Source organism: Paenarthrobacter sp. (genome assembly GCF_031180005.1).
In the GTDB taxonomy this organism is placed as follows: domain Bacteria; phylum Actinomycetota; class Actinomycetes; order Actinomycetales; family Micrococcaceae; genus Arthrobacter.
This window is the reverse complement of the sequence record NZ_JAPSHI010000003.1, coordinates 1-14,146: the sequence shown is the minus strand read 5'-3', so window position 1 is coordinate 14,146 and position 14,146 is coordinate 1. Positions and strand designations below refer to the sequence as shown.

At 62.8% G+C, this 14,146-nt stretch carries 14 protein-coding genes and 1 riboswitch; of the genes, 4 read left to right on the top strand and 10 right to left on the bottom strand.

The window, feature by feature from the left end:
* Positions 1-29: 29 nt before the first annotated feature.
* Both RIF72_RS03610 and RIF72_RS03605 read left to right on the top strand, forming a co-directional pair.
* On the top strand, positions 30-1,202 hold the full coding sequence (locus RIF72_RS03610; protein ID WP_309073502.1) for a winged helix DNA-binding domain-containing protein: 1,173 nt from the start codon (positions 30-32) through the stop codon (positions 1,200-1,202).
* A gap of 62 nt (positions 1,203-1,264) precedes the next feature.
* A complete protein-coding gene (locus RIF72_RS03605) occupies positions 1,265-1,684 on the top strand; it encodes a hypothetical protein (protein WP_309073501.1) in 420 nt (139 codons plus the stop codon).
* Positions 1,685-1,687: 3 nt separating this feature from the next.
* Here RIF72_RS03605 and RIF72_RS03600 read toward each other — a convergent pair whose 3' ends face one another.
* Together RIF72_RS03600 and RIF72_RS03595 are read right to left on the bottom strand one after the other, a co-directional pair.
* The gene (locus RIF72_RS03600) at positions 1,688-2,809 is read right to left on the bottom strand and encodes a homoserine O-acetyltransferase (RefSeq protein ID WP_309073500.1); all 1,122 of its coding nucleotides are present in this window, start codon (positions 2,807-2,809) and stop codon (positions 1,688-1,690) included.
* A gap of 15 nt (positions 2,810-2,824) precedes the next feature.
* A riboswitch (SAM riboswitch) is annotated at positions 2,825-2,941 on the bottom strand.
* Between the two features lie 163 nt (positions 2,942-3,104).
* Entirely contained in the window at positions 3,105-4,445 is a 1,341-nt protein-coding gene (locus RIF72_RS03595; protein WP_309073499.1) for a bifunctional o-acetylhomoserine/o-acetylserine sulfhydrylase, read from the bottom strand.
* A gap of 204 nt (positions 4,446-4,649) precedes the next feature.
* Between RIF72_RS03595 and RIF72_RS03590 the strand changes: the two genes are divergently transcribed.
* Positions 4,650-5,288 carry a VOC family protein gene (locus RIF72_RS03590; protein WP_026005588.1) on the top strand — a complete coding sequence of 213 codons (639 nt, stop codon included), beginning with the start codon at positions 4,650-4,652 and terminating at the stop codon, positions 5,286-5,288.
* Positions 5,289-5,411: 123 nt separating this feature from the next.
* Here RIF72_RS03590 and RIF72_RS03585 read toward each other — a convergent pair whose 3' ends face one another.
* Positions 5,412-6,185, bottom strand: coding sequence for a type II CAAX endopeptidase family protein (locus tag RIF72_RS03585; protein WP_309073498.1), 774 nt, complete (start codon positions 6,183-6,185; stop codon positions 5,412-5,414).
* A 23-nt stretch (positions 6,186-6,208) separates the two neighbouring features.
* Between RIF72_RS03585 and RIF72_RS03580 the strand changes: the two genes are divergently transcribed.
* The gene (locus tag RIF72_RS03580; RefSeq protein ID WP_309073497.1) at positions 6,209-6,889 is read left to right on the top strand and encodes a histidine phosphatase family protein; all 681 of its coding nucleotides are present in this window, start codon (positions 6,209-6,211) and stop codon (positions 6,887-6,889) included.
* A 10-nt stretch (positions 6,890-6,899) separates the two neighbouring features.
* On the opposite strand, the gene RIF72_RS03575 is transcribed toward RIF72_RS03580, so the two are convergent.
* From RIF72_RS03575 to RIF72_RS03545, 7 genes are all read right to left on the bottom strand, one after another.
* Positions 6,900-7,691: a DeoR/GlpR family DNA-binding transcription regulator gene (locus RIF72_RS03575; RefSeq protein WP_309073496.1), complete on the bottom strand. Its 792-nt coding sequence runs from the start codon at positions 7,689-7,691 to the stop codon at positions 6,900-6,902.
* Positions 7,692-7,715: 24 nt separating this feature from the next.
* The gene (locus tag RIF72_RS03570) at positions 7,716-8,570 is read right to left on the bottom strand and encodes a class II fructose-bisphosphate aldolase (RefSeq protein ID WP_309073495.1); all 855 of its coding nucleotides are present in this window, start codon (positions 8,568-8,570) and stop codon (positions 7,716-7,718) included.
* Entirely contained in the window at positions 8,552-9,520 is a 969-nt protein-coding gene (locus tag RIF72_RS03565; protein ID WP_309073494.1) for a hexose kinase, read from the bottom strand. The genes RIF72_RS03570 and RIF72_RS03565 overlap by 19 nt, the downstream gene beginning before the upstream one ends.
* Complete coding sequence (locus RIF72_RS03560; RefSeq protein ID WP_309073493.1) at positions 9,517-10,440, bottom strand: ROK family protein; 924 nt, start codon at positions 10,438-10,440, stop codon at positions 9,517-9,519. The genes RIF72_RS03565 and RIF72_RS03560 overlap by 4 nt, the downstream gene beginning before the upstream one ends.
* Before the next feature lie 10 nt (positions 10,441-10,450).
* Positions 10,451-11,368 carry an SIS domain-containing protein gene (locus RIF72_RS03555; RefSeq protein ID WP_309073492.1) on the bottom strand — a complete coding sequence of 306 codons (918 nt, stop codon included), beginning with the start codon at positions 11,366-11,368 and terminating at the stop codon, positions 10,451-10,453.
* Positions 11,369-11,570: 202 nt separating this feature from the next.
* The gene (gene hutI, locus RIF72_RS03550; RefSeq protein WP_309073491.1) at positions 11,571-12,809 is read right to left on the bottom strand and encodes an imidazolonepropionase; all 1,239 of its coding nucleotides are present in this window, start codon (positions 12,807-12,809) and stop codon (positions 11,571-11,573) included.
* A gap of 11 nt (positions 12,810-12,820) precedes the next feature.
* Complete coding sequence (locus tag RIF72_RS03545) at positions 12,821-13,918, bottom strand: FAD-dependent oxidoreductase (RefSeq protein ID WP_309073490.1); 1,098 nt, start codon at positions 13,916-13,918, stop codon at positions 12,821-12,823.
* Positions 13,919-14,146 lie beyond the last annotated feature (228 nt).

Genomic DNA, 14,146 nt, shown 5'->3' with positions numbered 1-14,146 from the left:
TGTGATGTACATGCTTCATGAGGTCCGCCGTGCCGGGTGACAGCTCTCTCTCCACGGAGACAGTCCGGAGGATCCGGTTACGGCGGCAGCAGTTGCGGGCTCCCTACGCCGGAAGTCCCGGGGATGTGGTCCGCAACCTCCTGGCCGTCCAGTCACAGGAGTTTCCCTATGCCAGGTGGACTCTTGCGCAGAGAAGCTCCAGCGCTTCATCGATGGTCACGGCGGCAGACGTTGAGCAGGCCGTAGCCGACGGGACCATCCTGCGGACGCATATCCTCCGGCCTACGTGGCACTTTGTGCACCGGGACGATCTCGGCTGGTTGATGGCATTGTCCGCAGACCGCCTTCACCAAGGCAACAAGGGCATGTACCGCCAAACAGGAATCGATGAGGAGTCTGCCGCCAAGAGTGGCCGGATCCTGGCCGCTGCCGTGGCGGACGGAACTCACAAGACGCGCGAGGAGCTGGCGGGAGTCTTGGGACAGTCAGGATTTCCCAGCAAGGGCCTGGGCCTCATTTACCACCTCATGCACGCGGAGATCCGCGGTGTCCTGGTCAGCGGCTCACCCGTACGCTCCGCAGGAGGCGCCCTGAAACAGACCTATGCCCTGTTCGACGAACGCGTACCGGACCGGGTTCTTTCACCGCTGACCGCAGAAGGCCGCGAACAGGCTCTTGGACGGTTGGCACTCCGTTACTTCACCAGCCGGGGACCCGCCACCGTCAAAGACTGCGCGGCGTGGTCCGGGTTGACCATGAAGGACGTAAAGCGGGGAATCGAGGTGGCAGGTGAGATGTCTCCCGGGAGTTTGGGCGTTATCGAGTTGGAGGGTCTCGAGTTCCATCTGGCCTCGGAGGAGGTGGAAGCTCTGGCGAGTGGTGTTCAACCTTCGCCCGCGGAAGATCCCGTGGTTCCCCGCATGGACCTCATCCAGTGCTACGACGAATACGTGATGGGCTACTCACAGTCGCGTCATTTCCTTGGTGGAACGGCGCCGTACTTCCCCGAGGACAGCGGGCCCATGCACGTGGTCCTGCTGGACGGCAGGTTGGCCGGATGGTGGCGCCACGGATTCTCCGGCGGGGCCTGCGAACTGGACGTCCGAATGAACCGTCCCCCCACTGCGGAAGAGCAGGAGGCCTTGCAGTCCGAGGTGGATCGCTACGGCCGTTCCCTCGGTATGGAGACCAAGCTGGTCTGAGGTAGCCGTTTTGCTTTCGCGGGGCAGGACTAAGCTGGTAGGAGACCTAGGAGGCCTGCACTGTGAACAATCTGATCTTCTGGATCATCGTCTGCTCGTGGCTGATTCCACTCGGGATCCGCATGTACAACCGATCCCGGGCGCGTCGGATTCAGGATAATAACTTCCGCAGCCCCGGCTACCCGCCGCAGAACTATCCAGGTCAGGGATACCCGGACCAGGGTTATCCGAGTCAGGGATACCCGACGCCGAATTACCCCGGGTACCCGCCCGAACCAACCGTCATCCGCCCCGCGGATACGACACCGCAGGCCGGTCCGCCGTCGAACCCGTCATCCCCGGCACCGTTCCCCTCAACGGGTGGTTCGGAACCGCAGGGCTACCGGGCGCGCAAACTCGCCGAGCTGGACACGAAGTTCAGCAACGGCGAGATCGCCATGGAGGACTACATGAAGCAGCGCGGCGAAATCATGAACGGCTGAGCCTTAGGCGAAGAATGATTCGCGGAGTTGCGCCGAGAGCTGGCCAATCTCAGTGAGGAAGCCATCGTGACCAATCGGCGCCTCTATGAGGTGGACCAGTACATCCCCGGGTAGCGCCGCGGCAAGTTCCCGCGACTGCGCAGGGAAGTAGAGCCTGTCACTGTCCACGGCCGCCACGAAGAACTCAGCCGTGGTGCGCGACAACGCCTGTTCCAAGGAGCCGCGGCCACGCGTGACGTCGTGGGACATCAAAGCTTCGGTGATGGCGATGTAGCTATTGGCATCAAAACGGCGGACCAGCTTTGTTCCCTGGTGGTCCAAGTAGCTTTCCACCTGGTAACGGCCACGCTCCCCCAACACCGCAGCGGCGAGCGGTTTCTCCTGATGCTGGGCTTCCCTGCCGAAGCGGAAATCCAGCTCCAAGGCTGAGCGGTAAGTGATGTGGGCGATGCGTCGGGCCAGCGCCAAACCATGTTCAGGGGCAGCGCCACCGTAATAGTCGCCATTATTGAAGTTCGGGTCCTGCCTGATGGCCAAGGTTTGGGCCTGGGCAAAAGCAATCTGCTCGGCCGTGCTGTAGGCACCCACCGAAATTACGGCGCAGCGTTTAACCCTGTCGGGGAACGTGGCAGCCCATTCAAGGGCCCTGGCACCGCCCATTGAACCGCCCAACACGGCATGCCAGGCATCGATTCCCAGGGCATCGGCGAGGCGCGCCTCAGCCTCCGTGCTGTCGCGCAGCGTGACCAACGGAAAACGTGAGCCCCAAGGGCGTCCATCCGGTGCCTCTGATGATGGGCCGGTGCTACCGTAACAGCCGCCCACGATGTTGATGGAGATGACGAAGAACTTGTTGGTGTCGATCGTGGCACCCGGCCCAACGAGTTGCTCCCACCAACCCTCCTCGTCAGTGGCTCCACGGGCTACGTGAGTGCTGCCCGTGAGCGCATGCTGGATGAGTACGGCATTGGAGGCATCGGCGTTCAGCTGCCCCCAGGTCTCATACGCCAGGACAACGTCGGGGAGGAATCCGCCCGCTTCAAGTTCCAGCGGTCCGATGCCGGCGTACTTGACGGTTCCGTCTGCTTCTCCGGATTTTGGAAGGGCTGTAGCAGTAATGGTCATTCCTTTGACACCTTAACCTCGCGCTTGCCCGTCGCCTTGCGTGCGAACAGGCCAGGTCTTCACCCGGGGCACCCCACCGCGGAGGAGGGTTGCCGGCCAGCAAGCCGGGGCTGTGTGCTGGCACTCATGACCTAATACGAAGAGTCTAGGAAACGCAGGGCGGTTCTGGCGAAGAATGTGACAACAGTGTGACGGTTTGGGGTGACTTCGTTCACGAACGAGCACCCGGAACTGCCGCCCGGCGAATAATCGTCGACGCGGGCGGCAGTCGGGCTGAAACTCTTAAGCCGCGGCGTTAGGCGCCCTTGGCGGCCCGGAAGCCGGCTTCGAGGTCGGCGATGATGTCATCGACGTGCTCGATGCCCACGGACAAGCGCACAAGGCCAGGGTTGACGCCTGCGGCCACCTGCTGTTCCACTGTCAATTGGCTGTGCGTGGTCGACGCCGGGTGGATGACCAGCGAGCGGACATCACCGATGTTTGCCACGTGTGAGTGCAGCTCCAGGCCGTCCACGAAGCGCTTGCCCGCTTCTACGCCGCCCTTGATATTGAAGGCCACAATGGCGCCTGTGCCCTTGGGACCGTACTTCCGGCCACGGTCATACCACGGGCTGGACGGCAAGCCCGCATACGCGACCGATTCGACGTCGTCGTGGTTTTCAAGCCATTCCGCCACCTTGGTGGCGTTGGCAACATGACGTTCCACGCGCAGGCTCAAGGTCTCCAGGCCCTGCGCAATAAGGAAGGCGTTGAACGGGGATACGGCAGAGCCTAGGTCGCGAAGCAACTGGACGCGGGCCTTGAGGATGTAGGAGAGGTTGGCGCCCAGCGCACCGTCTTTGCCGAGGTCCCTGGCGTAGACCAGACCGTTGTAGCTGGGGTCAGGGGTATTGAATCCAGGGAAGCGCTCCGGGTCCTTGCCGAAGTCGAAGTTGCCGGAGTCCACAATCACACCGGCGATTGCGGAACCGTGACCACCCAGGTATTTGGTTGCCGAGTGGACCACGATGTCCGCTCCCCACTCGATGGGACGGATCAGGTAGGGCGTGGACAGCGTGTTGTCGACGATGAGCGGCACGCCGGCCTCGTGGGCGGTGCGGGCGATGCCCTCGATGTCCAGCACATCCTGGCGGGGGTTGGACACGACCTCACCGAAGAACAGTTTGGTGTTCGGCTGGACTGCGTCACGCCACTGGTCCAGGTTGTCCGGATCCTCCACGAACGTGACCGAAATGCCAAACTTCTTCAGCGTGTGCGCCAGCAGGTTGTACGTGCCGCCGTACAGGCTGGGGCTTGCTACGATATGCTCGCCCGCCTCTGCGATATTCAGGATGGCGAACGTCTCCGCAGCCTGTCCCGAACTGAGCAAGAGGGCACCCAGTCCGCCTTCAAGGCTCGCGACGCGCTGTTCCACTGCATCCTGCGTCGGGTTGCCGATCCGGGTGTAGATGGGGGCGAGCTCGGCCAGGGCAAAGCGATTTGCGGCACTCTCGGCACTGGGAAACACGAAGGACGTGGTCTGGTAGATCGGAAGCGAGCGCGCTCCGGTGGCGGCATCAGGCTCCTGGCCTGCGTGGATCTGGCGGGTTTCGAAAGACCATCCTTGGGACATGGAGTTCTCCTGTTCGTGACGCATGGGATTAGCAGGCAATGTGAAACGGTGTGAGCTGGGGCCAGTCTAAGAACTGTCCGGAGGCGAAGACAGCTTTGTGACGCCAGAGGAATCTTTCGGACTTCCCGAGTGCCTCCATGACGCCCGCCGCCGAACGGTTATACACATCCCACCTTAGTTAGGCTTGACTTAGCTGAGACCCCGATCACAAAGTGCCAAGATGAAGCCATGCGCATGGATCACGTCTCTTACGCCTGTGAACGAGATGGCCTTTTGGCCACTACCGAACGAATTTCCGCGGCATTGGGAGTGGACGCTGTCCGGGGCGGAGTGCACCCGCGCTTCGGTACCCGGAACATGATCATTCCCCTTGCGGATAACAAGTACCTGGAAGTGGTGGAGGTCCTGGATCACCCCGCTTCCGACAAAGCACCCTTTGGCCAGGCCGTCCGTGCCCGCTCGGCTGCCGGTGGTGGATGGATGGGCTGGTGCGTCGCCGTTGACGACCTTGCACCGTTCGAAGACCGCCTTGGCCGCTCGGCCGTTCCGGGCAACCGCAAGTTCCCCGACGGGCGCGAACTGGTGTGGCAGCAGATTGGCATCCTCGGCCTGATCGCCGATCCCCAGGTGCCCTACCTGCTCAAATGGGAGGGCGACCCCTCGCTGCACCCGTCCAGGATTTACGAGAGCGACGTCAAGATGTCCAGCCTCACCATAGCGGGCTCGGCTGAACGCGTCACCGAATGGTTGGGCGAACCGGTGGAGAAGCCGCTGGAGGATGTCGCCGTCCAGTGGATGGCACCGCACGGCACTCCTGGCATTCTCGCTGTAACTTTCGAAACCGCCTCCGGAGCCGTCACCATCTGACCGATCCATCCATACGGGCTTGTCCCGGCCCCGGTCAGTCATGTCCGGGCTAAGCTTCGGCCGCCATCAGCGGGTGCCAATGACGTCACCCACCGATGGCGGCCGAATACCTTTAACGGACCGCTATCCCAGGCCGATTGCCTTTCCGAACAAGCTAAATCCAACGAACGCCACAATGTCCAGCAACGCGTGGGCAATCACCAAGGGCATTACCCGCTTGGTCTTGGTGTAGATCCATGCGAACAGCAGGCCCATGACCACGTTCCCTATGAAGGGTCCAAAGCCTTGGTACAGGTGGTAGCTTCCACGAAGGACGGCACTGACCACAATGGCCGCCGGCATGCTCCACCCGAACTTACCGAAGCGGTCCATGAGGTACCCCACCACGATCACTTCTTCCACGATCGCATGGCGCATGGCCGAAAGGACCAGCACCGGCACCGTCCACCAGTAAGCGTCCAAGCCGCTAGGCACAATTGCAGTGGTAATTCCCAGCGCACGACCGGCCGCGTACAGGCCGAGCGAGGGTATGCCAATCGCAGCGGCCAAGCCAACACCCTGGAGCAGGTCCTTGCCGGGCCGGGCAAAGTTGAAGCCGAGCCGGGCGAATGCCGAGCCGCCCACGCCTTCCTTGCCGCCGGGTGCATGGGTGGACAGAAAGTAGAACACCAAGGCCACGGGCACCAGCGCGAACACAATGTCCAGGAGTTGGTAGGTCAGGTCAAAGTACTCGCGCGTGCTCTGTGACCTGTTCAGGGTTGACGTGGCATCAGCCAATGGTGCCCTCGTCATCTTGTCCAGCAGCTGAACTATGGAGTAGACAGCCGACTGGCCCAAGGACAGGCCCAGCACAATAAGTACTTCGGCGCGCAGCCGACGGCGGGAAGCAAGGAACATGTACCCACCCTATGCTTGGTGGGATGGGTGCCCCTGAGAGAATCTTCATGATCCGGCACGGCCAGTCTGCCGCGAATGCCGACACGTCCATCTACAACCGCGTGCCGGACTACCGGATCCCGCTGACGGATCGCGGAGTGGAGCAGGCACGGATCGCCGGCGAAGACCTGCGCCGGAAGCTCGATGGAGAGCAGGTCTGCGTCTACGTCTCCCCCTACCTTCGCGCGTACCAGACCCTCGAAGCCATGGACCTCGGCCCCTTGATCGAACGGGTGATTGAGGAACCCAGGCTTCGCGAGCAGGACTGGGCCAACTTCCAGATCGCAGGGGAGATCGAGGACCAAAAAGAACTGCGCAACCTCTACGGCCATTTCTTCTATCGGTTCCGCGAGGGCGAGTCCGGTTCAGATGTTTATGACCGGGTGTCATCCTTCATGGAGACGCTGTACCGGCACTGGCAGAAGCCTACTTACGCACCAAACACGCTCCTGGTCACGCATGGGCTGACCATGCGCCTTTTCTGCATGCGTTGGTTCCACTGGACGGTGGAGTACTTCGAGTCGCTCAACAACCCGGACAACGCCGAGCTGCGGACCCTGGTTAAGAACGACGACGACCAGTACAGCCTGGATATACCGTTCAGCCAGTGGGTGCCCAGGGAGGTAGACGACTCAGTGCTGCACGCACCGAGGATGCGCTTCTAGCGTGACCTGATCAACCTGCAGGTGCGACGATGACTTCGGTGCCCTTGGCCTCGAACGCAGCTTTATGCTCGGCACTGATGCCGGAGTCCGTGATGAGGTGCCTGAAGTCGTAGCCTGCCATGGCGGCAAAGGAGCGGCGGCCCACTTTGGAAGAGTCAGCTACGACGTAGGACTCGGTGGCACGGCGTGCCATCACCGTGTTGACCATGGCTTCGCCCTCGTCGGTGATGGTGGGGCCGAGGTCCGGGTCGACGCCATTGACGCCGATGAACGCAATATCCAGGGCAACTTTTTGCATGATGACGTCTGTGTAGGGACCCACCAGCTCGTAGGAGCGCGGGTTGAGGATGCCGCCGGTGACCATGATCTTGATGTTTGGCCGGACTGCCAGCTGCGAGGCGATGTTGATCGCGTTGGTCACCACAGTCAGGGTGGGCCGGTTTGAAGGCGCGTTGAGGTCCTCGCGGGTGGACAGAAGCTGGGCCAAAGCAGTGTTGGTGGTACCGCCGCTGAGGCCAATCACGGCTCCAGGGCGGATCAGTGCCGACGCAGCCAGTGCGATTTCCTGCTTGGCCACGGCGTGGTCGTCCCTGTTGTAGCGCCCTGGGAGGTCATAGGCCACGGAACCAGTGGTGGCGCCGCCGCGGGTGCGGCTGAGCAGCCGCTGCTTGGCAAGGCTGTCAAGATCCCTGCGGGCCGTGGCAGGTGAGACGCCCAGGCGGGTCACGATGTCCTCGACTTCCACATGGCCGGACTCGGCCAGGAGGTCGAGTATGGCAGTGAGCCGATCGGTGCGGGTCATGACGAGCCTTTCGCGGGTTTCCTGCTAATTCGCTTTGGCGAACAGCGTCAGCATACGTGCGGACTCCAGCACAAGGGCATCCCGGCCGGCCTTGACGTATTTCCGGGAATCCACCACTGCAGGGTTGGCATCGAGGTACTCACGGACGGCGCGGGTAAAGAACCCGTTCAAATGTGTGGATACGTTGATCTTAGTCATACCCGCGCGGATAGCGGCTATGAGCATGTCATCTGTCACACCGGAGGAGCCGTGGAGGACCAGTGGTTTTCCCACCGCGGTCTTCAGTCTGGTGATGAGGTGCAGATCCAGCGCGGCGCTGCGTTCGGTCATTGCGTGGGAGGAGCCGACAGCAACGGCGAGCGCGTCCACGCCGGTTGCCTCAACGAATGAGTGGGCCTCGCCGGGGTCTGTTCGGACACCGGGAGCGTGGGCTCCGTCCTTGCCACCCACTTTTCCAAGCTCGGCCTCCATGTAGACACCGCGCTCGTGGGCATACTTTGCCACCCGTTGCGTGACTTCCACATTCCATTCGTACGGCAGGTGCGCGCCGTCGTACATGACGGAACCGAAACCAAGGTCCACGGCGGCGATCGCGAGGTCTTCGGATTCTGCGTGGTCCAGGTGAAGGGCAACGGGTACAGCGGCGGAGCGCGCGATTGCCAGGGCTGCCGAAGCGATGGGTTCGAGTCCGCCGTGGTACTTGGCGCAGTTCTCGGAAATCTGCAGAATCAGTGGGACGCCGGCCGCTTCGGCCCCTGCCACCAGGCCCTCGGCAGTTTCGATGTGGATGATGTTGAACGCACCTTGGCCTGTGCCGGCGTCGGCGGCCCTTTCCATGAGTTCCCGAGTGTTGACCAGGGTCACCGGGTCTCCTTCCATGTCACGATCAATTGGTCCTGGAGTTCCTGGTATCGCGGCGAAATTTCACCTGCGGCAGGCATGAGCACGGCCGCGGCCGACCATGCGGTGGCCCGGCGGAGGATTTCGCGGGGCTCGGTGATGCCTTCGGCGAGTGAGACGGCGGCAGCCGCCACACCGGCGTCGCCTGCCCCTGTGGGGTTGCCGCTGAGCGCTTCCGGTAAGCGGGCGCTCCAGTAGCCGCCCGGGGCGGCGTGGTCGAAGGCGAGCATGCCGTCCGCGCCGGCACTGACGAGGACGGTGCGGGCACCCATGTCGATCAGGGCGAGGGCGGCAGCTTCCAGGCTGGACTCCCCCGTCGCTTCGGCAAGCTCGTGATGGTTTGGTTTGAGGATGTCGGCGCCGGCTTTCGCCGCCGCGATGATGCCCGGACCGGAGGTGTCAATGATGGCGGGGATACCGGCGTCGTGGGCCAGGCGCACCAGTTCCGGGTAGAAATCCGCGGGAGCGCCCGGCGGCAGGCTTCCCGAACCGACCAGGACGGAGGCCGGCAGGTTTCGGTTCCCGCTCACGGCCTCCACTACGGCGATCCGCAGTGAGCGCCAGTCATCCGGCAGGAGGGCTTGGCCCTCCTCGTTGAAGATGGACGTTTCCCCTGCAACGGTGTCCACCAGCGCGATGCTGCGGCGGGTTTCAGCTGCGACTCCCACCAGGGTGTGCGGTACGCCGCTGGTCCACAGTTCGGCTGCGAGGGTCTGCCCTGCCGCACCGCCGGTGGGGGCAATGGCTAGCACGGGGTACCCCAGCTGGTGAGTGACACGAGCTACGTTGATGCCCTTGCCTCCCGCGCGGCTTAAGGGTGTGGGTACCCGGTGGCTGGAGCCCTCGGAGATCCCATGGACGGTGTAGGTCATGTCGATGGCCGGATTGGGAGTGACGGTAATAATTCGGTTCACGTTGGCTCGCTTCATGGTGTGCCTCCCAAAAGTGCCCGGGCGTTCAGTGCTGCGCCGAGCAAGCCGGCGTCCTGCCCCAGTTGGGCACGGATGAGATGGGGCCTGCGCTGGAAGTCCAGGATGGCGTCAACCCGCTTACGGAGTGGCTCGAGCAGCTCGTCGCCTGCTTCAGCGAGGCCTCCGCCGATCACCACGGCTTCTGTTCCAATGATGTTGACGCACTGGCAGATAGTGAAGGCCAGTGCATCAACAGCGTCGGCCCAAACACGTGCTGCGACCACATCTCCTGCGTTTGCCCTGAGCAGCACCCCACGTGCACCGTTCACCGGGTTTCCCGATGCACGGTGGTAACGCTTGGCAATTGCCCCTGCTGAGCCCACTGCTTCCAGGATGGTGGAGCCTGTGGCGTCGGGGTCCGGAACCTGGGCGTGGCCGAGCTCGCCGGCGAAACCGCCTGCGGTAACGGCCTTGCCACCCGAGAACACAGCTGCGGCGATGCCCGTTCCCACCACCATCACCACAACATCGTTGAACTCTTTGGAACCGCCAAAGCTGTGTTCCACAGCTGCAGCGGACCGGACATCATGATCGAACGCGACAGGGATGCCAAGCCGCTTTTCAGCTTCGGCGGTGAAGGGAAAGTTACGCCATCCAAGGTTGGCGGAATAGATTCCCACTCCGGCCACGGAGTCCACGATTCCAGGGACGATGATGCCTGCTGCTTTGGCGGGAGCTTCAGGAAACTCCGAGGCCAACTCGGCTTTAAGTTCTGCAAGCCTGTCCAAGACCGCTTCGCCCGGACGGGCAGGATCCAACGGCGTAGGGACGCGGCGCATGCCCAGGACGGTTCCATGGGCATCCACCAAACCAGCCTTGATGTCTGTCCCGCCAACATCGAACGACAGGACCGGCGACTCCGCGGCTCCGAGAACCATAATCGGCTGCCTAGGCCGAGGCGTCGAGAATGACGGAGCGCGTCAGGTTTCGGGGCAGGTCCGGATTCAGTCCACGGACGCGAGCACGCTCCAAGGTGACTTTGTGAACACGTGCCAGTTCGGCCAGGGGGTGCTTGTCCGTGTGGATGTAAAGGGCGCCGGTGGCGGCCATGTCACTGTCCAAACCCTCGGGCTGGGTTCCGAACAGCCAGGTGACCCGGCCGGGGGCAGCGATGGAGATGGGGCCGTGGCGGTATTCCATGGCAGGGTATGACTCGGTCCAACCCTGCACGGCTTCGCGCATTTTCAAGCCGGCTTCGTGGGCCAGTCCAACGGTCCAGCCGGTGCCGAGGAAGGTGAATTGCTCGGCGTCCAAAAGCTCCTGGGAGACCGGCGCAGTCACTGCATCACGGGCATCATTGATTGCCTCCTGCACGTCGATGCCAAGGCTGGTCAGCATGTAGACCAACGCCGTGGTGGCGAAGCGGGTCTGCACCACGGAACGCTCATCGGCGTATTGGAGGCCCACGACGGCGTCTGCCAGCCCGACGATTGGGGAGGAGATGTCGCCAATGATGGCTACGGTGGGGACAATCCCCTTCAACTCAGCCAGAATCTCCAGCACCTCAGTGGTGGTACCTGACCGGGTGATGGCCACAACGGCGTCGTACTGGCGATCGGCGCTGTTGCTGTTCAGGAAAGCCTCCGACGCGGCGAAGGCATCCGTGACCCCCTTGCCGGCGGATTCGCGGGCAGCGGCGTAGCTCTGAGCCATGAACCACGATGTGCCACAGCCGATGACGGCAATGCGCTTGCCGTCCGCCGGAAGCAACTGCTCCCCACGTGCCTGCTCTACGGCGCGCTGCCAAACCTCGGGTTGGGAAACCAGCTCTTCTTCCATGAAGGCACCCAGTGTGTTCTCGCTCATCGTGTTGTATCGCTCCCGCTCATGGTGATGACGTTTTCTGATCTATAGAAACACTAAACGATCATTTTCGATCTAACAAGGATCATCGGTGCGCTGAGACTGCTCATTACTTGCGCATCATCGGCGGGGAGCGAGAAACCCAAAAAAGAGGGGCTGCGTTCCAACCGGAACGCAGCCCCTCTTTATTCTCTTTAACTCGTCCTTAGACAGCCCGTAGACCTGCCCGCCACACCGAATGAGTCAACGGAATACCGGGACGGTACGCCAGATGCGTGGCCGACGGAGCCTTCAGCATGTGCAAATCTGCGCGATGTCCGACGGCGAGCGAACCCACGGCCCGTTCGCCGTCGACGTCGTTCCCTGACTCCCGGCCCAACGCCAAAGCGCCGCCATACGTCGCCGCGCGGACGGCTTCGTGGACGCTCAAGTGCATCTGAAGCACCGCCGTGGTGACGCAGAAGGCCATGGAGCTGGTGTACGAGGTCCCCGGGTTGCAGTTGGCCGCAAGGGCAATCTGTACGCCCGCGTCGATCAGTTCACGGCCGGGCGCCAACGGCTGCCGGGTGGAAAGGTCACAAGCGGGAAGGCACGTGGCCACGGTACCGCGCACGCCCGTTCCGGAGGCCACATCCCAGCGGGCCCACGTTTCCGCAAGCGCCTGTACATCCTTGCCCGATATGTAGTTCACGTGGTCCACGCTCGCAGCCGCAAACTCAACAGCCAGCGCCACACCGGGGCCCTCCCCGAGCTGGTTGCCGTGGACCCTAAGGCCCAGCCCTGCGTTACGGGCAGCAGTGAGGACCCGCCGTGACTGATCCTCACTGAACGCACCACGCTCGCAGAAGACATCCGCCCAGCGGACATAAGGCAGGACGGCGTCCAGCATGGGGCCGCACACCAAGTCCGTGTAATCCTCAGGATCGGAGCCGCTGGGAACCAGGTGCGCGCCCAAATAGGTGACCTCGTCCACTTCAGCTGCTGCGATACGGGCGCTGCGGGCCTCATTCTCCACGTCCAACCCATACCCGGTTTTGCTCTCCAGGTACGTGGTCCCTTGCGAAACTGCCTCAACCACCCGATCCCGCACGAGGCGCGTAAGCTCGTCATCGCTGACGCTGCGCGTGGCACCCGTGGTGACGGCGATCCCTCCGGCGCTGTAGCTTTCGCCGGCCATTCGCGCCTCGAACTCGGCAGTGCGGTCTCCTGCGAAAACAAGATGCGAGTGCGAATCCACCCAACCGGGCAGGACGGCGCGACCCTCCGCGTCGATCCTTTCGTCCGCGGCGGGCGCGTCCTTGCTGGACCCCAACCAAGCGATGCGCTCGCCTTCGATCACGACGGCGGCGTCCTTCAGGACCCGGCGCTCCAGGTCCTGGGTCATCAGTTCACCGATGCTGGTGATGACCGTGCTGTTTTTGTTCCCGTTCGTGATTCCAGTCATGACCCTATTGTTCAGCGTCGGATGGACCAGCGCGCGGCCGCGAGCTGCTCCGCTGTCCGGGATTCCAGACTGCCATCCCTTACCTCGCCGAGGATCAGTGCGGCGGCCAGCTCGGCGATGGCAGAGGATGTTTGAAAACCGTAGCCCCCTTGACCGGCGAGCCAAAAGAAACCCGGCGCTTCGGCGTCGAAACCCACTACAGGGATTCCGTCCGCCGCTTCTGTCCTGAGGCCCGTCCACGAACGGTCCACGGAGCGGATTCCCAAGGACGTGACCGTGTTGAGTTTGTTGATCAAGGTCTCTACGTCCCCGGGGTAGGGCTTGGCATCCTCGGCTCCGCTAGGCACGGTTTCCGACGGCGAAATCAACACCTGGTTGCCCTCGGCGCGGAAGTAGAACGAGTTATCCGCGGCACACACCATGGGCGTTTCCGGCGTCAGTGGACTCTCAACGTTCACAATTGCCGCAGTTCGGCGGTACGGCTGCAGACCCAGCTTCTCCACACCGCTAATGACGGCCAGCTCGTCCGCCCAGGCACCTGCGGCGTTAACCACGACGCCGGACTGGAAACCTTCCGTACCCGCGCCCAGCTGCCAGCCGCTCCCCAGCCGCTGGGCAGAGTGCACTTTGGCTCCGGTGATGATGTCCACGCCTGCCGTTTCTGCTGTCCGGCGGTGCTCCTCGAGAAGCAGGGGCGCGTTGCAGCCGAAGGAGCCGTTGTCCAGCCCCGCGGCGGTGAACGATGCGGGATTCAGGGCCGGGCAGAGACGCATGGCTTCATCGTGCGGGATGGGGTGCATGTTTCCACTGGCTTCGGCGCTCACCGTGGTCTCATCGCCCACCAGCATGAAGCCCCGGGGAGTGAGGATCGGCGTTCCTGCCTCCGCGTCCCGGGCGGCCAACATTTCGAGTGTGCGGATGGTCAGGTCCTGGACCACTGCCGGACCGTAGCTGGGAATCAGTTGCCGGGCAGACCGTGAAGAAGTGTGGAAAGCCAGTGACTGTTCGGCCTCGACGAGGGCCACAGTGCACTTGCCCGCGAGAGCCGCCGCCAACGACAGCCCACCAATGCCGCCGCCAACGATTACCACGTCATAGTTCGAAGCCATGGCTCCATCCTGACAGACCGGATGCTCTCTCACATCCCGAGCCCTTCAACCGGACGCTCGCTCACTTTCATCAAGAAAGCGAGCGAGCGTCCGGCTGGAAACCCGAGGGAAGTGAGAGTGTCCCTATGTTTTTCGTCAAGTGGTTGTGGGTGTTGGGGATTGGTAGAGGGTCCCGTCGCGGAGCATGGCGTAGAGGGTGTCGCAGCGTCGTCGGGCCAGGGCAATGAG

Coding starts and splice junctions, on each gene's coding strand:
- RIF72_RS03565 (WP_309073494.1), bottom strand. CDS start 9,520: ATGAAGCGAGCCAACGTGAACCGAATTATTACCGTCACTCCCAATCCG.
- RIF72_RS03580 (WP_309073497.1), top strand. CDS start 6,209: ATGGGTGCCCCTGAGAGAATCTTCATGATCCGGCACGGCCAGTCTGCC.
- RIF72_RS03585 (WP_309073498.1), bottom strand. CDS start 6,185: ATGTTCCTTGCTTCCCGCCGTCGGCTGCGCGCCGAAGTACTTATTGTG.
- RIF72_RS03595 (WP_309073499.1), bottom strand. CDS start 4,445: ATGCGTCACGAACAGGAGAACTCCATGTCCCAAGGATGGTCTTTCGAA.
- RIF72_RS03600 (WP_309073500.1), bottom strand. CDS start 2,809: ATGACCATTACTGCTACAGCCCTTCCAAAATCCGGAGAAGCAGACGGA.
- RIF72_RS03575 (WP_309073496.1), bottom strand. CDS start 7,691: ATGACCCGCACCGATCGGCTCACTGCCATACTCGACCTCCTGGCCGAG.
- RIF72_RS03570 (WP_309073495.1), bottom strand. CDS start 8,570: ATGGAAGGAGACCCGGTGACCCTGGTCAACACTCGGGAACTCATGGAA.
- RIF72_RS03555 (WP_309073492.1), bottom strand. CDS start 11,368: ATGAGCGAGAACACACTGGGTGCCTTCATGGAAGAAGAGCTGGTTTCC.
- RIF72_RS03590 (WP_026005588.1), top strand. CDS start 4,650: ATGCGCATGGATCACGTCTCTTACGCCTGTGAACGAGATGGCCTTTTG.
- hutI (WP_309073491.1), bottom strand. CDS start 12,809: ATGACTGGAATCACGAACGGGAACAAAAACAGCACGGTCATCACCAGC.
- RIF72_RS03545 (WP_309073490.1), bottom strand. CDS start 13,918: ATGGCTTCGAACTATGACGTGGTAATCGTTGGCGGCGGCATTGGTGGG.
- RIF72_RS03560 (WP_309073493.1), bottom strand. CDS start 10,440: ATGGTTCTCGGAGCCGCGGAGTCGCCGGTCCTGTCGTTCGATGTTGGC.